Raw genomic sequence first — 21,827 nt, 5'->3', positions numbered from 1 at the left:
CGACGAAATGGCGATCCAAAAGGTCCTCCGGCTGGTGCAGATAACGCGAGCTTTCCTTGCTGATCTGGCCAGCAAACGCGACTTGATCTTCAGTCTTTCCGTTAGAAATTTCAAAAGCGCGTATTTCGGCTCGCTCTTCGGGATGACTTGGGTCATCGTCGAGCCGCTCATCTACGTTTTTTTGCTCTGGTTCTTTTTTACCAAGGCGATCAAATTTCAGCCTCCCGAGGGTTACCCTTACGTGCCGTGGCTTATGACCGCGATGGCGCTCTGGAATTTCATTTCGCTTACTTTGACGTCATCAGCGAGCACCTTCAGGAGTCACGCTTTTCTGTTAAAGCGCCCTGAGTTCAACATGTCACTGCTGCCGGTCGTCAATATTCTGACCGGTCTCTACATTCACGGGATATTCTTAGTGATCCTGGTCGCTATCCTTCTGCTAAGCGGCATACCGTTTACGCTGTACTGGTTCCAGGCTGGATACTATCTGCTGGCTACGGCGATCCTGCTGTTGGGGGTCGCCTGGATTGCTGCTTCACTCAGCCTCTTTATCAAGGATGTTACCAACATCATCGGGATCATCATCCAGATCGGTTTCTGGACCTCACCAATATTCTGGTCGCTAAACACCTTTCCTGCCAACTTTCGGGTTTTGCTTCAGCTCAACCCGCTGAGCTACGTGATGGAAGGTTACCGAAAGAGCTTTCTGTATGCTCAGCCGTTCTGGAATGACCCGATCGGCTTTGCCTACTTTTGGTCGTTTACTTTGATCGTTCTGCTGATCGGTGTGGTGACTTACAAGACGTTGCGGCCGCACTTTGGAGATGTGGTCTGATGTCACAAGCCGTCATCAAAGTTCAAAACGTCAGCAAATTTTTCCGGATTTACGACCGTCCCAGCGATAGGCTTAAAGAGGCATTCTCTTTTGCGAGAAAGCAGTACCATACCAACTATCCAGCACTTCGAGACGTTAGCTTCGAGGTGAGGAAGGGCGATTTCCTCGGAATTGTGGGGCGAAATGGCGCGGGAAAGTCGACGCTGCTGAAGATCCTCTCCAGGGAGCTGTCGCCGACGCAAGGCACGGTTCATATCACGGGAAAGGTGTCCCTGCTGCAACTTGGCGTCGGCTTTGATCCGGAACTCACTGGTGTGGACAACGCTCGGTTTGCGAGCAAGTTGCTGGGTTATAATGATCGCGAGATCGATGCCAAACTGGAAGAAATCATTGCGTTTGCCGATATCGGAGAGTTCATCTACCACCCAGTGAAGACGTACTCGAGCGGTATGTACTCGCGTCTGTCGTTCGCGGTCGGGATCAATATCGATCCCGATATTCTCATTGCGGATGAAGTACTTTCGGTCGGCGATATGCGCTTTTCTCAGAAATGTCTCCGCAAAATGCGGGAGTTCAAAGAGCGCGGCAAAACGGTGATTTTCGTATCGCACGATATGCAAAGCGTTAGTGCGTTTTGCGATACGGCCATGTGGATCAAAGACGGCTCAATATTCATGAGTGGTGACGCAAAGCACGTCACGACGAGCTTCCAGAACTACATGCTGTATGACAAGTTACCGGAGCAATATGAAGGTGTTGCGGAGGTCGAGAGTCCGCAATTGTCCGCACCCGCGGCCTCGCCGGCCGTGGCTGCGGACGATTTCGGAGAGGTTGACTGGATTGATCTAAAAGGGGTCGCCAGCGTCGGAGACGGACGGGCGGAGATATCCAGAATGGCGCTCGTTCTGGCCGACGGGGGGCGGTCGGCACGATCGCTCCGCGGCAATGAAGACGTCGTTCTGTTGATGGACATCCGCGTCAAAGCCGACATGGTTGCGCCGCAGATCGGCTTTGTCGTCTATAATCGACAAGGTCTGCCGGCTCTACATACGAACAATGAAATCTGTGGATTCGAAGTGGCCTCGCTTACCGAAGGGCAGTCGGTACGCGCTGTCTTCCGCCTCAAGCTGCCGGGGCTGGCAAACGGCGACTACATTTTTTCGATCGGAATTCAGACAGGTCTCGATATGGCGCATAAGATCGATGACATCTGCGAATTCAACGTCAAAAGGCTCGACCTGAAGGGGACGCAGTGCGGCTACGCGATCATTGAGCAGGAGCGTTTCGAACTGCATGGCGCGGACCAGGAAAAAATGCTGTGACGTTGTTCAAAACTCTTGTTCTGCATCTGTTCAATCGCACATTCTCGACCTCTGTGACTGTCGAGGACGTGCCGGGATTGTTGCGCTTGTCTGGCAACAGGGTGGTCGTTCCGAAGCCTGGCTCCGAAGTGGCGCCGCCGCGGGTGATTGAGCCGAGTCCGGTCGCTTCCGATACCGAGGCCGATGCCAAGCAAGCCCTTCCGAACGAGAGCGCTCAAGCTCTTGAGGGGCAACCAAAACAGGCAAGTGTTGCGACAGGTGACGTCAAGGTGCCGTCGAGTACCATAGCTCCCGAGGTCGTCCACGCGGACGTGGCAACCACCGACATTGCCTCGGAGGTGGCGGGGGAGGAACTGCGGGACGATGAAACCCACTGTGCTCAGCTCTTGTATGGGCAGGGATCCCCTCTCATCGGCCGGCTTCGGGGAGACGTGCTGCGACACCTCGAAAACGTAGTTCTTCTGCATCGCCTGGGTGACATCGAGGATCTTGGCGAGGGCGTCCAACTCAGCTACGCCCAAGAGGGCGAGTCGCTCATTCTGAATCGGTTTTTTGGTCCTCGTGAAGATGGGTTTTTCGTAGATATTGGCGCGCACCATCCCAAACGGTTCTCCAACACCTACTCTTTTTACAAGTCAGGTTGGAGGGGCATCAATGTCGAGCCCACGCCGGGGGCCAAGGAGTTGTTCGATCGTCTTCGGCCAGAAGATATCAATCTCGCTGTGGCGGTCGCAGAAACAGACGGGAAGCAGGACTTTTACATGTTCAGCGAACCCGCACTCAACACTTTCAGTGCCGAGCTCGCCAGTGAGTATAGGAATGCGGGCTGCGACCTTGTGGAGATCCAGTCGATAGAAACTCGGAGGCTCGACAGCCTTCTGCATGAATGCAACGTCGATCGGCCGATCGATTTCATGTCGATCGATGTCGAGGGGTATGAACTGCCCGTACTGCAATCGAACAACTGGTCGCGGTATCGGCCTAAGGTGCTGGTCGTCGAGATCCTCGATTTCGATCTCAAGCGCGCCAGTGAGTACCCGGTCCATCAGTTCATTATCGATGAGGGTTACGAGTTGTTCGCGAAGACATACAACACATCCTTCTACAAAGACGTTCGGTCGTCGTAATGGCCTCGGCTGGCGACGATCATCCGACCGTCTATGTGTTGCTGCCGGTGCATAACCGACGCACCATCACGCTGTCGTTCGTCGAATTCTTCAAGAAACAAGATTACGACAACGCTCGCCTGGTTCTGATCGACGACGGCTCGACGGACGGAACTGCCGAGGCCGTGGGGGACCTCGTCGAAGACGTCATCGTTCTGCGTGGCGAGGGAAACTGGTGGTGGGCCGGCTCTCTTCATCAGGGGTATCTCTGGCTGCGCCGGAATCGAATCCCTGGCGATGACGTCGTTCTCATTATGAATGACGACACCGAGTTCTCCGCGGATTTCATCTCGGTCGGGCTGCGCATCCTGCGTCAGCATCCCGGGGCGCTGCTGACTGCTACGGGCTACAACCTCAAGACCGGCAAGCCACAGGATTCCGGCGGCTACATCATGGATTGGAGCACGCTGGGATTCTCGGAGACCCATGAGAATGCCCGCATCAACTGTGCTTCGACGCGCGGGCTGATGGTCCGGGTCTCCGACTTCCTCGACGTCAAGGGATTTCATCCCCGCCTGATCCCGCACTATCTGTCGGATCTGGAGTTCACGATGCGTGCCCAGAAGAAGGGCAAGACCCTGATGATTCATCCGGATTTTCGCATCGGCATCGACTTCGAGACGACTGGCCATCGCGAATTGGGAGGCGAGACGTTCCGGCAGTACATCAAGAAGGTGTTTTCCATCCGCGCAGCGATGAATCCGATCCATTGGAGCAACTTCATCATTCTGCATTCCGATTGGCGCTACAAACTTCCGAATTTGTCGCGTATCTGGGGCGGAGTTTATCTGAATGGCATCCGGCAACGCCTGTTGCCTGAGCTGAAGGCCTCGCTGCTGAAGAAGCGGTCGGGCTCGTAGTGTCACACCTGTCTGCGGGTATTGAACGATGTGCGGGATAGCCGGAATACTCTCGAAGACCGGTGTGGGGGATGATGCCGATCTCCTTGACAGGATGCTTGGCGCGATGGTGCACCGCGGCCCGGACGGACAGGGGACGTATCTTGGCGATCGCGCGGCGATCGGAATGCGCCGACTCAGCATCATCGATCTGACCGGTGGTTGGCAGCCGCTCTACAACGAGGATAAGTCGCTCGCCTTGGTGGCGAACGGTGAGATCTACAATTTTGTCGAACTGACCCAGGAGCTGATTGCTCGCGGCCATCGCTTTTCCACACACAGCGACTGCGAGGTCATTCTTCATCTCTACGAGGAGGAGCAGGAAAACTGCCTTCGGCACTTGCGCGGCATGTTTGCCTTCGCGCTGGTCGACATCAAGCGTGGCACTGTCTTCATCGCCCGGGACCGGATGGGCGAGAAGCCCCTCTATCTACACGAGACCCAGGATTCGCTTCTTTTTGCGTCCGAAATGAAGTCGCTGCTGAGTTCCGGGCGGGTTCCGTTCGAGCTCGATCCCGGTTCGGTGAACGACTATTTCCACTATCAGTACGTGCCGGAGCCGCGCACGCCGCTCAGGGCGGTGCGGAAGCTCCCCCGTGCGCATTATCTGAAGGTCGATCTCGCCTCCTGGAAAGTCGAGCAGCACAAATACTGGGACATGGAGGATGCGCCGCCGGTCGAAGGCGATCCATCTGAGTTGGTTCGCGCCGAGCTGGAAAAGATCAGCGAGCTTTTGATCCGCGCCGATGTTCCGGTCGGAGTCGCGCTGAGCGGCGGTTTGGATTCCAGCGCAATTGCGGCCCTTGCGGCCCGAAAGTATCCGGGGACGATGCATGCGTTCAGCGTCGGCTATCCGGGGCGTCCGCCGAACGACGAGCGCAACAACGCGAAAGCGCTCGCCGACTTGCTCGGAATGCCGTTCCACGAGATCGAACTGACCACGCCAGAGCTGGTCGCTCACTTCGAGCAGATGAACTTCGAACGTGACGATCCCATCGCCGACATTTCCGGTTTCGGCTATTACTCCGTCAATAAGGCCGCGCGCGCCCAAGGAATTCCGGTGCTTCTGCAAGGCCAGGGCGGTGACGAGATCTTTTGGGGCTATGAGTGGGTCAAGGACGCGGCCCTTGCCACCGACAACATGCAGAATCCCGGCAGCCAGCGTCGGGAGCCGTTCAATCTCAAGCGGTTCGTGAAAACATCGCTCCGCCGGCTTTCTGGCGCGCATCGGCCGGCGCCTGCGTCGGTCCCGAAGGCCGCGGGCCACCGCCCGATCTTCCACGAGCTTGCACCGGATTTTCGGATGGCTCTGACGGACCTCCGATCAAACTTTACAGGTCGCTTTATCGAGCAGCTCGGCAGTGCATCGGCCTACGACTTCTTCACTTTCGACAAGCCGTGGAAGCAGTCGGACATTCTGATCACGCGGTTGATCAGTGACACCTATCTGCTCGAGAACGGCATCGCGCAGGGCGATAGGCTCAGCATGACCAACTCGGTCGAGTTGCGGTTGCCTTTCGTCGATTACAAGCTGGTCGAGTTGGTGATCGGTCTCCGCAAGACCCACGCGTCGGATCCGGACTATCTGCGCTTTCCGAAGCCTTGGCTGCGCGGCGCAATGCAGGGTATTCTGCCGGAGTTCATCATCGATCGCCCGAAGCAAGGATTCGCTCCGCCTCTGATGGAGTGGCACAACGCCCTCTTCAAGGCGTATGGCCACTATCTCGACGGCGGGTATCTGGTTCAATCGGGTGTCCTGACCGAGCAGGCCGGTGCCGAGCTGTCCGCCGGTCCGTTCCCCCGGGGGGCGATCGCGCCGATCTCGTTCAAGGCGCTCGTCTTGGAGATCTGGTGTCGCGAGATGACCAAACTCGTCACACCTTCGGTCGGGTAATTCGATGCGCCCCTTAGTCCAGACTGTGCGAGCAGTGCCATTGCAGTGGCTGATCGTATATCTTGGCTCGCTGGTCTACCTCTGTGGACTAGTCCCGTTTGCCACGATGGGTGCGGCGGATAAGAATATGCTCTCGGTGTTCAACATCGATGAGTTTCTCGTCTACAACGTCGTCGATACCATGCTTAAAGCGGATCTTCGTCATTTTTTGGATCCGATCCAGCAAGTTTATGGCTATCTATATCACTTTCTGAATGCTGTGGCTTTGATGCTGACGCGCCCGATCAATGGTCTGGTTGGGTTGAGTCCGGCGCGGTTTGACGTGTTAGTTCTCAGGGAACTGACGGCAATCTATTATCTCGCTGCAGTGATCCTGTTCTTGCGAACGATCTTCGCGGAGGCCCCCGCTTGGTCCGTGGTGTTTGCGTGGATAGCATTGATTACGCTGCCTGTGACCTTTTCTGCCAGCAACCTCCTGCACCCAGACAATTTGGCGTTTCTGTTGATGGTTGGCAGCCTCGTTCTGTTAGTGCGAGATCGAAATAAGTTTGGACGGAAATTCTGGATTGCAGCGAGCGTTTGGGGATTGGCTATCAATACGAAGATGTACGGCATCTTCCTGTTCCCAATGTTTGCTTTTTACTGCGGGCGTTCCGCTTTTCTTGGAGAAGCCACTTGGCGTGCTTCGGCATTTAGATTGGGGTTTGCTGGATTAGTCGCCGTTGTGATCTTTCTCCTCACGATGCCTTTCCTGATCTTCGGTGACAATCTGCGGGATTTTGTCCGTGCCTTGTTCAGTTATTCGGCGACTTATGTCACCGGAACGCGCAATGTAGTCTCAGAGCCGACGCCCCTGGTGTGGTATCGCACCGTGATCGAAAGGTTCTATTTTCACTGGAGTTTCCTAATCTGTATTGCGGTGGGGCTTGTATGTCTTGCTCGAAGCTCCGGACGAGATTGCGCGCTGCTGCTCGTCGCATTTCTTCCAATGTTGCTGCATTTCGTCTTGAACGTGAGTTGGGCCTGGTTTTGGTATCTAATTCCCACGCTAGTTCCATTGGTCGCTTGTGCGTTCTTTGTGCCAACTAAATTGTCTCTCCGTTCTTGGCAGCTTTGGCTGTTCCTTGCGGTCTCCCCCATTGCGATTTGGCAGATATGGCACAATTCTAATGTGACCCTCGCTGCTGCACAGGCCCGACTACAAAGTGAGGCGACCGACCCATCGATTTCCTTGTATCGGAAGGTCGAAAGCTTGCTCGGCTCCCGCTCGACCAAGGTTCGCTCTGTTTTTCGTGATCCGTTCGCTTATGTGCCGGACACCGATGGCGTGCGCGTATCGATGAAGTGGGGGTTGGCGACTTACGACAATCTGATTGTTGAACGCGGCAGTAATGAGGGGCTGGTCGACCTGGTCGTCTTGCAAAAGGAGTATATCGGTCGATGCTCCAGCGAAGACAGCTTGAGGCGCTATATGGACTACATGAAGCAGAGCTTTGAAGAGAATCGTCCATGCATCAGTTTCTATTCGGATGCTGCTGCGCACAAGCTGAAGGGCTTTGTTTTCTTGACCGAAACGGACTTCGGTGTGGCCTTCATTCGACAGGGGTTATAATTATCGTACCTGCCCTCCATCGGGGGGGCTTGGAGAATCCGGTTTGACACCGGGATGCGTGCGTGAATCCCCGAAATTCGCACTTGGGATCTTCATTGAAGCGTGTCTCTTGGGAATAGTTTGCAGGTCGTGCTTGATGCGGATTTGCAAGAGATTGCCCAAGAGGTCTTCAGGAAGAGTGTGGAGCGTCTGACGCCAAGCTTGCTGCTGCCAATTTGGCTGCTGGAAAGATGTCGACTGCGGATGATCTGCTAGGTTAGTCGCCTGAGTAAAGTGAGCCTGTCGATGATCGTGACGTCATGAGCGACAACAATCCGTTCGCCAATCTCAACTATGAAGACTTCAAGCGTCTGGCTCGAGATCAGGCGCTGTCGAAGTATGAGCGTATCGGTTTTCCGGACGCCTATCGGAAGGGCGCAGAAGAGGCGATCTTTGCCGACATCTGCGCGAAACTTTCTTCGCTGAATCAGTCCGGCAAGGTCGTGCTGGATATCGGTCCGGGCTGCAGTGACCTGCCGCTGATGCTGATTGAACTGTGCCGTGCCCACGGACATGTGCTGCATCTGGTCGATAGCGAGGAGATGCTGGCGCTTCTGCCTGACGCACCGTTCGTGACGAAGGCTGCTGGGCTGTTTCCCAACTGTGCCGAAGTGAACGAGTCGCTCAGGTCGCGCGTCGACGTCATCCTGTGCTACAGCGTTCTGCACTACGTTTTGATCGATACGGCGTTTTTCCGTTTCCTCGATACCGCCCTGTCTCTGCTCGCCCCAGGCGGCCAGATGCTGATCGGCGATATCCCGAATATCTCGAAGCGGAAGCGGTTCTTCGCCAGTGAAAATGGCGTGCGCTTCCACCAGGCATTCATGAACACCAGCGAACGTCCCGAAGTGGCGTTCAATCGGATCGAACACGACCAGATCGATGATTCGGTGGTGTTCTCCTTGCTTCAGCGCGCGCGAGCGCAGGGGTTCGATGCGTATGTGTTGCCGCAGTCAGCCGAGCTGCCGATGGCAAACCGGCGCGAGGATATTCTGATCGTGCGTCCGTGAGGGATGGCAATGGATAAGACGAAGAAGTTGGTCATCGTAGGCGACAGCGCGTTCGCCGAGATCGCTCGCGAGTATTTCGAGGTCGACACCGAATATGAAGTGGTCGGTTTCTCGGTCGAGCGCGACTACCTGAAGAAGCCGGATCTTCACGGGCTGCCAGTGGTCGCTTTCGAAGATCTGGAAACGGTGTTCGATCCATCGGCGCACGAGGTCTATGTCGCGACCGTTTACACGCAGCTCAATCGCCTGCGCGCGCGGCTGGCAAATGCCGCCAAAGCCAAGGGCTATCGGCTTGCGTCCTACATCAGTCCGCGCGCCTTCGTCTGGCGAAACGTTCAGCTCGGAGAGCATTGTTTCGTGTTCGAGGACAACACGGTGCAGCCGTTCGTGAAGATCGGCGACAACGTCGTGCTGTGGAGCGGCAACCACATTGGTCATCACTCGACGATCGGCAACAACTGCTTCGTCTCGTCGCACGTCGTCATATCCGGCTTCTGCGAAATCGGGGAAAACAGCTTCCTCGGCGTCAATGCGTCGGTGGCGAACAACATCACAATCGGCAAAGACAACTGGGTTGGGCCGAACGTGCCGATCATGAAGGATACGGATGCCGGGGCGTTGTTCCGCGCCGAGCAGCCGGAGCCGGCAAAGATCTCTGCCCCTAGGTTCTTCAAGGTCCGGGAATGAGGAAAATGCGCTGGCGAAAGCTCGGGCTTGTTTACGGGCCGGATGGGTCGCTGCCGTGGGCGAAATCTCATGCGATGATCCCGACGCCGGTGCGACTGAACCATGATGTCATCCGTGTTTACGTGACCTTCTGTGACGAAGGCGGCTTGGGTCGCCCCGGCTTTGTCGACGTTGCGGCCGACGATCCGACGCAGGTTCTGAAAGTGTCGCAGCGGCCGCTTCTCGATTTGGGGCTGCCGGGCACGTTCGATGAAAACGGCGTGTTGTTGTGCTCTGTGGTGCCGGGCGACGACGGCCAAGTTTTTATGTATTACGTCGGCTTCGAGCTCGGCACCAGAATCCGCTACCGGTTGCTGACCGGTCTTGCGATTAGTGAAGACAATGGCGATACATTTCAGCGGTATCGTCCAACCCCGGTCTTAGAGCGGACGTCCTCGGAGCTCTATTTCCGTTGTGGCCCGTATTGTGTTCGAAGGGGGCACGAGTTCCGGCTCTGGTACATCGCGGGTAGCGAGTGGACCGAGATCGACGGAAAGGCGATGCCGGTGTATGACCTCCGCTACATGGAATCTGCAGACGGCATCGATTGGCCGGATCAGGGTGAGGTCTTGATTGCCGTTGCTGACCCGGACGAGCATGGCTTCGGGCGCCCGTGTGTGATTGAGAAGCCAGCGGGCGGCTACCGAATGTTCTACTCGGTCCGCCGCCGTTCTTATGCGGCATACCGTCTTGGTTATGCCGAGTCGGAGGATGGCTTCAGTTGGGTGCGAATGGATCGCAAACTCAATCTGGATGTGACGCCGGGAAGCTTCGACTCACAGGCCATCATGTACGCAGCGCCGATCGCCGTCGGGGATGATCTCTACGTATTTTACAACGGCAATGATTTTGGCCGCGACGGATTTGCGGTGGCGGTATTGGAGGCAGAGTGACCATTGCGGTTCGCGCATTCCGGGCGGAAGATGCGGACGCTTGGGACGCATTCTGCGCCGGCTGTCTCCAATCGACCCTCCTGCACACGCGTCGATTCTTGTCGTATCACGGCGACCGCTTCGTCGATCAGTCCCTGATCATCGAGGAGGACGGGGTCGGGGTCGGCTTGTTCCCCGCTGCGGAAAGTCCCCAAGACCAGACCGTGATCGTTTCGCATCCGGGCGTGACGTATGGCGGAGTCCTGCATCAAGGAAGGCTCCAGGGCGCACGGTTGCTCACGGCCTTCGAGATGATTGCCGCGCACTACGCTTCCCGATCCCGCATCAAGCTGCTGTACAAAGCGGTTCCTGCCTTCTACCAGCGCGTTCCGGCGCAAGACGACCTGTATGCGTTGTTTCGCCTCGGCGCGCAGAGGGTTCGCTGCGATCTGAGCAGCACCATCGACCTCCATACCCGGCTGCCCGCCAGCCAGCGCCGTCGCCGAAGTCTCAAGAAGGCCGCTAAAGCCGGCGTTTCGATCATTGAGGGGCGACAGAACCTCGAGCGCCTCTGGCAGGTTCTGGCCGACAATCTTGCACGCAAGCACGGGGTCGAGCCGGTCCATTCGCTGGCTGAGATCGAATTGCTGGCCGACCGCTTTCCCGGCGAGATCCGATGCATTTGCGCGGCGCTTAACCAACAGGTGGTCGCGGGAACCGTGTTGTTCGTAACTCCCACGGCGTTTCACGCCCAGTATATTGCGGCCAGCGAAGTGGGATATGATGTATCCGCGCTCGATGCGGTTTTTGAGCATTGCATTGCAGTGGCTACGCAGCAGGGAAGACGCTGGTTCGACTTCGGGATCAGCACCGAAAAGGGCGGTACCGTGTTGAATGACGGCCTATACGGCTTCAAGTCCGAGTTCGGCGGCGGTGGAATGGTGCACGAATTCTACGAGCTAGATTTAAGCAAATGAGCGAGACCCTATCGATTGTCGTTCCGGTCTACTTCAATGCTGGGTCGTTGCCGCCGCTGTTCGTCCGGATGCAGAAGGTGGAGGAACAACTCGCATCGATCGGGATGCGGCTCGAATTGATTTTTGTCGATGACGGCTCTGGAGACGAGTCGCTCGCAGAATTGCTTCGCATCAAGCAGCAGCGGCCCGCGACGAAGGTCGTCAAGCTGACCCGGAATTTCGGTGCGGTGCACGCGTCGAAATGCGGCTTTCAGTTCGTCACCGGCGATTGCTTCATGATTCTCGCCGCCGATCTCCAGGATCCGCCCGAGCTCATCATGCAGATGGTGGAGAAGTGGCGGGGAGGCTCCAAGTTTACAATCTGCGAGCGGATCAGCAGGGACGACCCCGCGCTATCGAAGATCTACGCGGCCGCCTTCTATTGGCTGCTGCATCGCTTGGTAATGAGCAACTATCCGGATGGCGGCTATGACATGGCGCTGATGGATCGAGCGATGTTGCCGCACATTTTGAACAGCTCGAAGAATCTCTATACGCCGCTCCTGGCCTATTGGCTGGGGTTCAAGCCTGAGGTGATCCGTTATCACCGCGCCAAGCGCGAGCATGGTAAGTCGCGCTGGACGTTCAAGAAGAAGTTCAAGGCGTTTCTCGACGTGATGCTTGGCTTCTCTGTGACGCCGATCCGCCTGATCTCGGGTTTCGGCGTTGTGGTGGCGATAGTCAGTTTTCTGTACGGCGTGTCCGTCGTCGTCAATGCGATTTTGGGCAACGTTCCTGTCGCCGGATTCGCATCGCTCGCCGCCCTGATTACGTTCCTGCAGGGGTTGGTGATCATCATGCTCGGTGTGATCGGCGAATATCTTTGGCGCGTGTTCGATGAGGTGAACAAACGGCCCGAGGTCGTCATTGATGAAGTCTATTAGAGGCGAAAGCCTCCGCTTCATTGTGGCAGGCGGAGCCAATACAGTTCTGACCTACCTTGTTTATCTGCTGATGTTGAACTGGGTGTCGTATCCGGTCGCATTCACCGTGTCGTTTGTAACGGGAGTCCTTTTCGCTTTCGCGGTATATTCTTTGTTCGTTTTCAGGATCGCCCTCGACTGGCGCAGAATGTTGCCGTATCCGTTGTTGTACGGTCTTCAATACGTTGCCGGACTGGCATTGCTGGCACTTCTGATTGGCCAATTTGCGCTGGACGAGCGGATTGCGCCGATCGTCAATGTTGTCGTCCTGACGCCGGTCACGTTTGTGCTGAATAGATGGTATTTGACCAGGGGAGGGCGGAGTGATGGTGAGGCGTAGCGTCGACGAATGCCGCATCCTGGACCTTCCAAAGATCTGTGACCCCCGTGGAAACCTCACCTTTATCGAGGGCGAGCGTCATATTCCGTTCGATATTCGGCGGGTTTACTACTTGTACGATGTCCCGGGTGGCTCCGATCGTGGTTCGCACGCACATCGGGACCTGCATCAATTCGTCGTTGCGATGTCCGGCAGCTTCGATGTCGAACTCGATGACGGTCGTTCGAAGAAGCGGTTTCATCTGAACAGGTCCTATTACGGACTGTATATCTGTCCGATGATGTGGCGGCAGCTCGACAATTTTTCCTCGGGCGCCGTGTGCATGGTTCTGGCATCCGAATTGTATTCGGAGAATGATTACGTGCGGGACTACAAAGCGTTTCTGGATCTGGTGGGGCGACAGGAGTGAAGGTCCCCTTCCTCGATCTGAAATCGATCAACGATCGATCTCGCAGCGAATTCCATGCCGCGCTTGATCGTGTCCTCGACTCCGGCTGGCTCGTCTTGGGGCAGGAGGTCGACGCGTTCGAACGTGAGTTCGCGGCCTACTGCGACACCGGGTACTGCGTGGGAGTCGGCAATGGTCTGGAGGCATTGCACCTCGTATTGAGGGCGTGGGGCATTACGGCCGGCGACGAGGTCATCGTGCCCTCGAATACCTACATCGCGACCTGGCTTGCGGCCAGCTACACGGGGGCGGTACCCGTCGCGGTTGAGCCGGATTCATCGACCTTCAATCTCGATCCCGCGCGCATCGAAGCGGCGATTACGCAGAGGACGCGCGCCATCATTCCGGTCCATCTGTATGGTCAGCCGGCCGACATGGACCCGATCATGGAGATCGCCGACCGGAATGGATTGAAGGTGCTGGAAGATGCCGCGCAAGCCCACGGTGCGCGGTACAAGGGGCGCCGGGTCGGGGGCCTCGGCCACGCTGCAGGTTTCAGCTTTTACCCCGGCAAAAATCTGGGGGCACTTGGAGACGCCGGTGCAGTTACGACCAACGACTCCCAACTCGCTGATCGTATCAGGGTGCTGCGAAACTACGGGTCGCGGGTTAAATATTACAATGAGGTGATTGGCTTCAATTCACGCCTGGACGAGCTGCAAGCAGCCTTCCTGCGCGCCAAGCTGCCAGAACTGGATCGCGACAATGCAAGGCGGCGTGAGATCGCTGGTCTCTACCAGCAAGGACTGGCTGAATTGGGGGTGACGCTGCCCCGGGTTCCGATCTGGGCGGACCCAGTATGGCATCTGTATGTCGTTCGCAGCAGTAACCGCGAGGCGTTGCGGCAAAACCTCGACGCGCGAGGAATCGGTACCCTGCTGCATTATCCGGTTCCCCCCGCCCGGCAGACGGCCTATGAAGCCCTCGGGTCGGAAAACAGTTGCCCGGTGGCTGAAGCCATGTCCAATGAAGTCTTCAGCCTGCCGATGGGGCCGCACCTGGAAGATGCCCAGGTGCAGGCTGTCGTTCAGGCCCTCAAGAATGCATCGAGCTGAGAGCGGGCAGCCAATGATCTCCGGTTTTCTTCACGACATCCAAAATTCAGGGATCACGCTGGTCGATATCGGCAGTAGTGGTTCACTCGATGCCAAATGGACGCCGATCAAGGATCTGATCGACCTCGTCGGATTTGATCCGAACGAAGAAGAGTGTCGGCGGCAGAACAATCTGCCGTCTCAATACCGGAGTTCGGTGTTTTTGCCGTACGCGGTCCACGGCAAGGATGGCGTCGAGACTCTCTACAAGACGCGGAGCATCTATTGCTACTCGCTTCTGAAGCCGAATAAGCAGTGGCTGGACCGCTTCGCGTTCCATGATCTATTCGATGTCAAGGAAGAGTGCCCGATCTCCGTGCGGGCCATCGATCAGATTGAAGAATTGAAGAGCTATTCCCCGGATGTCATTAAAATCGACGTTCAAGGGCTGGAGTTGCCGATTCTGAGCAAAGCCGGACGCTATCTTGATAGTGCGTTCTACGTCGAGACCGAGACGGGCTTCACCGCCAACTATGAAGGCGAAACGACCTTCGCCGAGCTTGATCGATTTATGCAAGCCAACGGCTTTCTGATGTTTGATATCAATCCTGATCATCGCATTTCGCGGAACAATCAGCTCAAGAACAAGCCCACCGGCCGGGAGCAGATTCTGTGGGCCGAAGCGGTTTGGCTGAAGGACTACGTGGCCCTCGATCGCCAAGGTAAATTCGACGAGTTGGGGGTTGATCAGATCAAGGCCAAAAAGGTGCTTGTTCTGTGTGCGCTTCAACGATGCTACGACTTCGGTTTCGAGTTGGCTGAATTCTTCGCGCGGAAGGGGTTGATTTCCGCTCGCGAACTGGCCGGCCTCGAGACCGCAGATGGGTGGGATCTCACCAGGGCGTATCCCGCCGACGAACCGGTCGCCGCCCCGAGAAGCGGCAAGATGGCGATGCTGGCCGATCTGCTTGGCCTGCTGCCGGATCGTCTGCGCGATGCGATCCATCGGGCCTCGGCGCGATGATGGCCAATGCAATGACGCTCGCTCCGATCGTTCTGTTTGTGTTCAATCGGCCTGTCCACACTCGAACGACCCTTGAGTCGCTGAAAGCCAATGCGCTTGCGAGCCAATCCGAGTTGTTCGTGTATTCGGATGGCTCGCGTGGCGCAAAAGACGATGCGGATGTCGCGGCGGTCAGGGCGATCGTCGACAACATCGAGGGTTTCAAGAGCGTCACGGTCTTCAAGCAATCGAATAACCGCGGTCTTGCCGCGTCGGTGATCGCTGGCGTCTCCGCCACTATCGAGAGGTACGGCAAGGTCATCGTCGTGGAAGACGATTTGCAGTTTTCGCCGCTCTTCTTGAACTACATGAACGATGCGCTTGCGGCTTGTGAAAAGGATTCGCGGGTCTTCTCCATTGGAGGTTACAGTCCCCCGCTGGAAATGCCGGCAAACTACGACGAGGACTCCTATCTGTCGTACAGGTGCTGCACCTGGGGCTGGGCGACTTGGCGCGATCGCTGGGGCAAGGTCGACTGGGACGTCCGTGAGTTCGATGAATTCTGCAAGGATGAGACTGCTATCGCGCGTTTCAATCGCGGTGGCGACGACATGTTTCACATTCTCAAGCTTCAGATGGCTGGCAAGATCAGTTCCTGGGGTATCCGGTGGGACTACGCTCACTACAAAAATGAAGCTTATTGTTTCAGGCCGTCTCGTTCGATCGTCGGCAACATTGGCAACGATGGAACAGGCGTGCATTGCGGAGTAACCGATAAGTTCGATGTCGACATCAACATGCAGTCGTCGTTCTCATTTCCGCCGCCGGGCCAATTGCAGTTGAGCGATGAGATCAACCGCCGGTTCGCGACATTTTATGACGGTCGGCCGCGCGAGGGAACCGAGGGAGTGCCGACGGCAAAGGTCTCGCTCGTTGGGCGCGTGATGAGCCGAGCGCGCAGATGGATGACTCGATGAGCGGCACGGTCGGCTCCGAGTTGCCGCCCCGGCTGGCAATCGTCTCGGGAATACCGGCAGGTGACAGCGGTACCGGTCGATTTGTTGCGCACCTCGCGTCGCGCATTGCCCAACTCGGGCAAGGACGAATCAAGATCGTGGCCAAACCGGAACGGCCCGCGCGCTGGCAGTTTCAGCTTTGGCTGAAAAGCAAGAATTACGGGCGTATTGCGCGAGAGGCGGTCCGCTACGCACAATTGATTTCGCGTTTCTGGATCGAAGCCGGCTTGGTGCTGGCAAATCCCAAGCGTCAGCTCATTCTGCTGCATCCGCAGAACCTCGGCTACGATCTTGCACTTCGTCTGCTGGAATCGAGATCCTCTCCGTCGTTGCTGTACTTGCTCGACAGCTCATTTTTCTGCGTGGCGAGTTACAATCATCTGAAGGGCGAGGCAGGCCCCTGTCTGCGCTGCCTTGAGTTGGGCTTCGAACAAGTTGCCGCGCAGGGCTGCCGCCCCTTTCCACGGCCGGACCCTGCGGGGCTCGATTTTGCACCGCGTCTGCGGCAGTTGACGACATCGGGCAAGGTCAAGATTGCCGCCCAGAACCAACGACAAGCTGCATTGGCGCAGCGCCAGTTCGGGTTGGCTCTGACGCCTCCGGTCGTAGGTTTGTGGACCAGCGATTGGGATGACATTTTCGGCGGTGCCAGTGCAGCAGAGGGCGCCCCGACGGCTGCGCCGAACTTCGCGTGGGACGTGGTCTTTCACGGCTATGGCGTCGACGCAAAAGGCGCGAACTGGACAGTCCAGCTTGCCGAGCAGTGCCCGGAACTGCGCTTCATGTTTCCCTTCGCCAAGCCGGTTTCCATGGCTGCTCCTGACAATTGCTCGTTTCTGCCGTGTTCGTGGGAAACCGGACTGAGCGAGGAGTTGTCGAGGGCCAGGTTCGTAGCAGTTCCTTCGCTATGGTCCGCACCTATCGAAGGAGCGTTGATCAAGAGCATTGCGGCTGCCCGAGCCACGCTCGTGGTGGATAACGCCACCAGCTACTGCGACGAGTTGCCCGCGGGGTTGGTTCTGAAGCTGCCTCCAGATCCCGCGACAGCGGCAATGCGGTTGCGGCAGGCGATTGAAGAGGATTGGGTTCCCGATCCGGACGTCAAGGCGGCCTGGAAGACCGCATTTTCAGCAATCAAGGCCAGATTTGTTCCGGATTTGTTGGCAACGGTATAATTGCGACAACTCCGCTTGTGGCGTGTTCCCGTGTATAAAGATCGGCGCGGCGCAGAGTCGGGGCTGCCTGAAGTCAGTTAGGGCTGTCGAGGTTCAAGAAAATGAAAGCGGTTATTCTTGCAGGCGGGCTGGGTACCCGGATCGCCGAGGAAACGTCCTTGCGACCAAAACCGATGGTCGAGATCGGCGGGCGGCCGATCCTCTGGCACATCATGAAGATCTATTCCGCTTATGGAATCAATGACTTCATTGTCTGCCTCGGCTACAAGGGCTACGTCATCAAAGAATATTTCGCGAATTACTCGCTTCATATGTCGGACGTTACGTTCGACATGGCGAAGAACGAGACGGTGATCCATCAAAATAATGCAGAACCTTGGCGTGTCACCCTGGTGGACACAGGCGATGCAACCATGACTGGTGGCCGCCTGAAGCGTATCCGGAAGTATTTGGGGGATGACGATTTCTGCTGTACCTATGGAGATGGTGTCGGCGATGTAAACATCAGTGAGCTCATCGCGTTTCACCGCGCTCAGGGTAAGCTTGCAACTCTGACGGGCGTTCAGCCTCCTGGTCGGTTCGGTGCTCTGAATCTGGATGGGCCGATCGTGACCAGCTTCGAGGAAAAGCCACATGGTGATGGCGGCTGGATCAATGGAGGCTTCTTCGTGCTATCGCCAGCGGTCACCGACTACGTGGAAGGTGATTCAACCGTTTGGGAGCGCGAACCGATGGAGCGCCTCGCGCGGGACGGTCAGTTGTCCGCCTATCTGCATCACGGATTTTGGCAACCGATGGATACGCTGCGAGACAAACAGCATCTCGAGGCGCTCTGGCAGAGCGGCAATGCTGCCTGGAAGGTTTGGACGTGACGCCCGAGTTCTGGCGCGGTAAGCGCGTTTTCCTCACCGGGCACACCGGCTTCAAGGGCAGCTGGCTCTCGCTTTGGCTGCAGAGCATGGGCGCCGAGCTGACAGGCTATGCGCTGCAGCCGCCGACGACACCCAGCCTATTCGAGCAGGCGCGGGTCGGCGACGGAATGACGTCTATTACTGCCGATATCGCGGATCTGGAGCAGCTCGTCCGAGTCATGCGGCAAGCGAGACCCGAGATCGTCATTCACATGGCGGCTCAATCTCTGGTGCGCTACTCTTACGATCATCCGGTCGAAACCTACCTCACGAACGTTATGGGGACGGTTCATCTACTCGATGCCGTGCGGCAGACCGCCGGTGTTAAAGCCGTTATCAATGTCACCTCTGACAAGTGCTACGACAATCGCGAATGGGTGTGGGGGTATCGCGAGGTCGATGCGATGGGTGGCTACGATCCCTATAGTAATAGCAAGGGATGTGCGGAACTGGTCAGTTCCTCCTATCGGCAGTCCTTTTTCAATCCCCGGGACTACGCTGTCCACGGTGTTGCACTTGCGACCGCCCGAGCCGGCAATGTTATCGGTGGCGGGGACTGGGCGCGGGATCGCCTTGTTCCGGACATCGTAGCGGCGTTTGGAAAAGGCCAGCCGGTCCACATTCGAAATCCTCATGCTATCCGTCCTTGGCAGCATGTTCTCGAGCCGCTGAGTGGGTATCTCGAATTAGCAGAGCGCGTCTTCAACGACGGGCCTGCATGTGCTGAGGCTTGGAATTTCGGGCCTTCTGACGATGACGCCAGGCCCGTCGCCTGGATCGTCGAGCAGATGGCGGGTCTGTGGGGAGAAGGTGCGGGGTGGCGAGTCGACGACGGCGTGCACCCTCATGAAGCGGGGTATTTGAAGTTGGATGTATCGAAGGCGCGTGGTCGCCTGAATTGGCACCCTATGCTACCCCTCGGAGAAGCGCTTAAGCTGGTGGTGGATTGGGCCAAACGACGTGAGGCTGGCGCGGACGCCCGTGAGCTGACGCTTGAGCAGATCATGTCCTATCAAATGGTAAGGTCGAGTTGACTTCTATGCAGAATGATCAGGCGAAGGCAATTCGGGCGCAGATCGCCAAGTTGGTGGAAGACTATGCTGCCATCGCGCTCAAGCCGTCGACATTCCGTCCCGGCGCCAGCGTTGTGCCGCCTTCAGGAAAGCTGATCGGCGCTGAAGAGCTGAAGCTCATGGTTGAGGCATCGTTGGACGGGTGGCTCACCACGGGCCGTTTCAACGATGAGTTCGAGCAGAAGCTCGCTGAATTCCTCGGTGTAAAACTACTCATCACAGTCAATTCCGGTTCTTCGGCCAATCTGATCGCTTTCAATACGCTGACCTCGCCGCGGCTCGGAGAGCGGGCGATCAAGCCGGGTGACGAGGTTATCGGCGTTGCGGCCGGGTTTCCGACGACCGTGAATCCGATCCTTCAGTTCGGTGCAGTACCCGTATTCGTTGATGTCGAGCTCGGCACCTACAATATCGACGCGGGAAAGATCGAAGCTGCCATCAGCCCGAAGACCAAGGCTATCATGCTCGCTCACACGCTCGGTAATCCCTATAATCTGAGTGTCGTCAATGCGTTGTGTAAGAAGTACAATCTTTGGCTGATCGAAGATTGCTGCGATGCGCTCGGCTCGACCTACAATGGACAGATGGTCGGCACTTTCGGCGACATTGGAACGCTGAGTTTCTACCCCGCGCACCACATCACCATGGGTGAGGGTGGGGCAGTGTTTACTAACAGCATCAGACTGAAAAGAATCGCCGAAAGCTTCCGCGACTGGGGGCGGGACTGTTATTGCCCGCCGGGCAAGGACAATACCTGTAATCAGCGTTTCGGATGGAAGCTCGGGGATTTGCCGGAAGGCTACGATCATAAATACACCTACAGCCATCTCGGTTATAATTTGAAGATTACCGATATGCAGGCCGCGTGCGGTTTGGCGCAGCTCGAAAAGGCTCCCGCATTCATTCAGAAGCGCCGCGAGAACTTCCAGCTTCTACGGCAACTGCTTTCTGGCTGCGAGGATGAACTGATCCTACCTGAAGCCACTGCCAATTCGAATCCATCTTGGTTCGGATTCCCGATCACGATCCGGGAGAGCGCCAAGATCAGCCGTGTCGATCTGCTGCGTTATCTCGACGAGCAGAAGATCGGAACGCGTCTACTTTTTGCGGGCAATTTGACCAAGCAACCCTACATGGTTGGACGGCAATTCCGCGTAAGCGGCGAGTTGAGCAACACCGATACGGTGATGAACCAGACGTTCTGGATTGGAGTTCAGCCGGCTTTGAGTGCCGACATGCTGGCCTTCTCGGCAGACAGCATCAGAGCGTTCTTGGGTAAAGTGCCACAGCCGCTCGCTGCGCCGGAGTCTATGACGTCCTAGGCGCCGCCGAAACTCGTGCCGAACGGCTGAGGTCGTTGTTTTTCCGAGAGCGTCGATGAGGTCTTCAATTGGTCGAAGCCACGACGGGTCCAGAAGGTCTAATGAAGATGAAGCGTGCCTTGATCACTGGCGTTACCGGCCAAGATGGAGCCTATCTGGCCGAGTTTCTCCTGCAAAAGGGGTATGAAGTTCACGGAATTAAGCGCCGCACTTCGTTGTTCAACACCGATCGCATCGACCATCTCTATCAGGATCCGCACGAGAAGGATGTTCATTTCATCCTGCATCATGGTGATCTGACGGATTCCTCAAGCCTGGTGCGTATCATTCAACAGGTGCAGCCGGACGAAATCTACAATCTCGCTGCGCAAAGCCATGTTGCGGTAAGTTTCGAGGAGCCTGAATATACCGCTAATTCGGATGCTCTCGGTGCGCTACGTATTCTCGAAGCGCTGCGCATTCTTGGATTGAAGAAGTCAACGCGCTTCTATCAGGCGTCGACCTCAGAGTTGTACGGGTTGGTGCAGGAGATTCCTCAAAAGGAAACGACCCCATTCTATCCGCGTAGCCCATACGCTGTGGCGAAGCTGTATGCTTACTGGATCACGGTCAATTATCGTGAGGCGTATGGCATCTATGCCTGTAATGGCATCTTGTTCAATCACGAGTCGCCGATCCGCGGTGAAACCTTTGTCACACGCAAGATCACCCGGGCGATGGCGCGCATCAAGCTCGGTCTCCAAGATTGCCTCTACCTCGGCAACTTAAATGCCAAGCGCGATTGGGGGCATGCCCGTGACTATGTCGAAATGCAGTGGTTGATGCTGCAGCAGGACGAGCCGGAAGATTACGTTATTGCGACTGGCGTTCAACACAGCGTTCGCGATTTTGTCGATGCGGCTGCTCGAGAGCTCGGGATGGAGATCGATTGGAAGGGAGAGGGGGCTGAGGAGAAGGGGTACGATCACCTTGGGCGCTGTGTCGTCGCCGTCGATCCCCGTTATTTCCGGCCCACCGAGGTCGAAACCTTGCTTGGTGACGCCAGTAAGGCAAGGCAGCGGCTTGGTTGGAGTCCGCGTGTGACCTTCGATCAACTGGTCAGCGAAATGGTTCGCGAGGACCTCAAGGCAGCTGAGCGTGACGAATTGGTTAAAAAGCATGGCTACAAGGCCATGAATTACCACGAGTAGG

Annotated in this window: 21 protein-coding genes; all 21 read left to right on the top strand. The window is 56.8% G+C overall.

Annotated features, from left to right (window positions below; all coding sequences use genetic code 11):
- The first annotated feature begins 7 nt into the window (after positions 1 to 7).
- Positions 8 to 835 carry an ABC transporter permease gene (locus tag LRC39_RS20785; protein WP_346295511.1) on the top strand — a complete coding sequence of 276 codons (828 nt, stop codon included), beginning with the start codon at positions 8 to 10 and terminating at the stop codon, positions 833 to 835.
- On the top strand, positions 835 to 2,157 hold the full coding sequence (locus LRC39_RS20780) for an ABC transporter ATP-binding protein (protein WP_346295510.1): 1,323 nt from the start codon (positions 835 to 837) through the stop codon (positions 2,155 to 2,157). The genes LRC39_RS20785 and LRC39_RS20780 overlap by 1 nt, the downstream gene beginning before the upstream one ends.
- Positions 2,154 to 3,284, top strand: coding sequence for an FkbM family methyltransferase (locus LRC39_RS20775; protein ID WP_346295509.1), 1,131 nt, complete (start codon positions 2,154 to 2,156; stop codon positions 3,282 to 3,284). The genes LRC39_RS20780 and LRC39_RS20775 overlap by 4 nt, the downstream gene beginning before the upstream one ends.
- Positions 3,284 to 4,183: a glycosyltransferase family 2 protein gene (locus LRC39_RS20770; protein WP_346295508.1), complete on the top strand. Its 900-nt coding sequence runs from the start codon at positions 3,284 to 3,286 to the stop codon at positions 4,181 to 4,183. Before LRC39_RS20775 ends, LRC39_RS20770 begins: the two co-directional genes overlap by 1 nt.
- 28 nt (positions 4,184 to 4,211) lie before the next feature.
- Positions 4,212 to 6,116 (top strand): asparagine synthase (glutamine-hydrolyzing), encoded by a 1,905-nt coding sequence (gene asnB, locus LRC39_RS20765; RefSeq protein WP_346295507.1) that lies wholly within the window; start codon positions 4,212 to 4,214, stop codon positions 6,114 to 6,116.
- 40 nt (positions 6,117 to 6,156) lie between these two features.
- Positions 6,157 to 7,728, top strand: a complete 1,572-nt coding sequence (locus tag LRC39_RS20760) for a hypothetical protein (protein ID WP_346295506.1) — start codon at positions 6,157 to 6,159, stop codon at positions 7,726 to 7,728.
- A 299-nt stretch (positions 7,729 to 8,027) separates the two neighbouring features.
- On the top strand, positions 8,028 to 8,777 hold the full coding sequence (locus LRC39_RS20755) for a class I SAM-dependent methyltransferase (protein ID WP_346295505.1): 750 nt from the start codon (positions 8,028 to 8,030) through the stop codon (positions 8,775 to 8,777).
- A gap of 9 nt (positions 8,778 to 8,786) precedes the next feature.
- Positions 8,787 to 9,464, top strand: a complete 678-nt coding sequence (locus LRC39_RS20750; protein WP_346295504.1) for an acetyltransferase — start codon at positions 8,787 to 8,789, stop codon at positions 9,462 to 9,464.
- Positions 9,465 to 9,469: 5 nt separating this feature from the next.
- Positions 9,470 to 10,396, top strand: coding sequence for a glucosyl hydrolase (locus tag LRC39_RS20745; protein ID WP_346295503.1), 927 nt, complete (start codon positions 9,470 to 9,472; stop codon positions 10,394 to 10,396).
- The gene (locus LRC39_RS20740; protein ID WP_346295502.1) at positions 10,393 to 11,352 is read left to right on the top strand and encodes a GNAT family N-acetyltransferase; all 960 of its coding nucleotides are present in this window, start codon (positions 10,393 to 10,395) and stop codon (positions 11,350 to 11,352) included. Before LRC39_RS20745 ends, LRC39_RS20740 begins: the two co-directional genes overlap by 4 nt.
- Positions 11,349 to 12,275, top strand: coding sequence for a glycosyltransferase family 2 protein (locus tag LRC39_RS20735; protein ID WP_164570948.1), 927 nt, complete (start codon positions 11,349 to 11,351; stop codon positions 12,273 to 12,275). Before LRC39_RS20740 ends, LRC39_RS20735 begins: the two co-directional genes overlap by 4 nt.
- The gene (locus LRC39_RS20730; RefSeq protein WP_346295501.1) at positions 12,262 to 12,654 is read left to right on the top strand and encodes a GtrA family protein; all 393 of its coding nucleotides are present in this window, start codon (positions 12,262 to 12,264) and stop codon (positions 12,652 to 12,654) included. Before LRC39_RS20735 ends, LRC39_RS20730 begins: the two co-directional genes overlap by 14 nt.
- On the top strand, positions 12,641 to 13,063 hold the full coding sequence (locus LRC39_RS20725) for a sugar 3,4-ketoisomerase (protein ID WP_346295500.1): 423 nt from the start codon (positions 12,641 to 12,643) through the stop codon (positions 13,061 to 13,063). The genes LRC39_RS20730 and LRC39_RS20725 overlap by 14 nt, the downstream gene beginning before the upstream one ends.
- On the top strand, positions 13,060 to 14,157 hold the full coding sequence (locus LRC39_RS20720; protein WP_346295499.1) for a DegT/DnrJ/EryC1/StrS family aminotransferase: 1,098 nt from the start codon (positions 13,060 to 13,062) through the stop codon (positions 14,155 to 14,157). The genes LRC39_RS20725 and LRC39_RS20720 overlap by 4 nt, the downstream gene beginning before the upstream one ends.
- The gene (locus LRC39_RS20715; RefSeq protein WP_164570944.1) at positions 14,144 to 15,160 is read left to right on the top strand and encodes an FkbM family methyltransferase; all 1,017 of its coding nucleotides are present in this window, start codon (positions 14,144 to 14,146) and stop codon (positions 15,158 to 15,160) included. The genes LRC39_RS20720 and LRC39_RS20715 overlap by 14 nt, the downstream gene beginning before the upstream one ends.
- 11 nt (positions 15,161 to 15,171) lie before the next feature.
- Complete coding sequence (locus LRC39_RS20710; protein ID WP_346295498.1) at positions 15,172 to 16,116, top strand: glycosyltransferase; 945 nt, start codon at positions 15,172 to 15,174, stop codon at positions 16,114 to 16,116.
- Positions 16,113 to 17,330 (top strand): hypothetical protein, encoded by a 1,218-nt coding sequence (locus tag LRC39_RS20705; RefSeq protein WP_346295497.1) that lies wholly within the window; start codon positions 16,113 to 16,115, stop codon positions 17,328 to 17,330. The genes LRC39_RS20710 and LRC39_RS20705 overlap by 4 nt, the downstream gene beginning before the upstream one ends.
- A 101-nt stretch (positions 17,331 to 17,431) precedes the next feature.
- Positions 17,432 to 18,202, top strand: coding sequence for a glucose-1-phosphate cytidylyltransferase (gene rfbF / locus LRC39_RS20700; protein ID WP_346295496.1), 771 nt, complete (start codon positions 17,432 to 17,434; stop codon positions 18,200 to 18,202).
- On the top strand, positions 18,199 to 19,275 hold the full coding sequence (gene rfbG / locus LRC39_RS20695) for a CDP-glucose 4,6-dehydratase (RefSeq protein ID WP_430624905.1): 1,077 nt from the start codon (positions 18,199 to 18,201) through the stop codon (positions 19,273 to 19,275). The genes rfbF and rfbG overlap by 4 nt, the downstream gene beginning before the upstream one ends.
- Positions 19,276 to 19,280: 5 nt before the next feature.
- Positions 19,281 to 20,636 carry a lipopolysaccharide biosynthesis protein RfbH gene (gene rfbH / locus LRC39_RS20690; protein ID WP_346295495.1) on the top strand — a complete coding sequence of 452 codons (1,356 nt, stop codon included), beginning with the start codon at positions 19,281 to 19,283 and terminating at the stop codon, positions 20,634 to 20,636.
- A gap of 107 nt (positions 20,637 to 20,743) precedes the next feature.
- Positions 20,744 to 21,826, top strand: coding sequence for a GDP-mannose 4,6-dehydratase (gene gmd, locus LRC39_RS20685; RefSeq protein WP_430624950.1), 1,083 nt, complete (start codon positions 20,744 to 20,746; stop codon positions 21,824 to 21,826).
- Position 21,827: the final 1 nt, after the last annotated feature.

Source organism: Rhodopseudomonas sp. P1 (assembly GCF_039642825.1).
Lineage (GTDB): Bacteria > Pseudomonadota > Alphaproteobacteria > Rhizobiales > Xanthobacteraceae > Rhodopseudomonas > Rhodopseudomonas palustris_H.
The sequence above is the reverse complement of the archived record's forward strand: the minus strand, read 5'-3'. Positions and strand labels throughout refer to the sequence as shown.

Bases quoted from the DNA above. Each gene is read 5' to 3' on its own strand.
- LRC39_RS20785 (WP_346295511.1), top strand. From the start codon at position 8: ATGGCGATCCAAAAGGTCCTCCGGCTGGTGCAGATAACGCGAGCTTTC.
- LRC39_RS20780 (WP_346295510.1), top strand. From the start codon at position 835: ATGTCACAAGCCGTCATCAAAGTTCAAAACGTCAGCAAATTTTTCCGG.
- LRC39_RS20770 (WP_346295508.1), top strand. From the start codon at position 3,284: ATGGCCTCGGCTGGCGACGATCATCCGACCGTCTATGTGTTGCTGCCG.
- asnB (WP_346295507.1), top strand. From the start codon at position 4,212: ATGTGCGGGATAGCCGGAATACTCTCGAAGACCGGTGTGGGGGATGAT.
- LRC39_RS20755 (WP_346295505.1), top strand. From the start codon at position 8,028: ATGAGCGACAACAATCCGTTCGCCAATCTCAACTATGAAGACTTCAAG.
- LRC39_RS20750 (WP_346295504.1), top strand. From the start codon at position 8,787: ATGGATAAGACGAAGAAGTTGGTCATCGTAGGCGACAGCGCGTTCGCC.
- LRC39_RS20745 (WP_346295503.1), top strand. From the start codon at position 9,470: ATGCGCTGGCGAAAGCTCGGGCTTGTTTACGGGCCGGATGGGTCGCTG.
- LRC39_RS20735 (WP_164570948.1), top strand. From the start codon at position 11,349: ATGAGCGAGACCCTATCGATTGTCGTTCCGGTCTACTTCAATGCTGGG.
- LRC39_RS20730 (WP_346295501.1), top strand. From the start codon at position 12,262: ATGAAGTCTATTAGAGGCGAAAGCCTCCGCTTCATTGTGGCAGGCGGA.
- LRC39_RS20725 (WP_346295500.1), top strand. From the start codon at position 12,641: ATGGTGAGGCGTAGCGTCGACGAATGCCGCATCCTGGACCTTCCAAAG.
- LRC39_RS20715 (WP_164570944.1), top strand. From the start codon at position 14,144: ATGCATCGAGCTGAGAGCGGGCAGCCAATGATCTCCGGTTTTCTTCAC.
- LRC39_RS20710 (WP_346295498.1), top strand. From the start codon at position 15,172: ATGACGCTCGCTCCGATCGTTCTGTTTGTGTTCAATCGGCCTGTCCAC.
- LRC39_RS20705 (WP_346295497.1), top strand. From the start codon at position 16,113: ATGAGCGGCACGGTCGGCTCCGAGTTGCCGCCCCGGCTGGCAATCGTC.
- rfbF (WP_346295496.1), top strand. From the start codon at position 17,432: ATGAAAGCGGTTATTCTTGCAGGCGGGCTGGGTACCCGGATCGCCGAG.
- rfbH (WP_346295495.1), top strand. From the start codon at position 19,281: ATGCAGAATGATCAGGCGAAGGCAATTCGGGCGCAGATCGCCAAGTTG.
- gmd (WP_430624950.1), top strand. From the start codon at position 20,744: ATGAAGCGTGCCTTGATCACTGGCGTTACCGGCCAAGATGGAGCCTAT.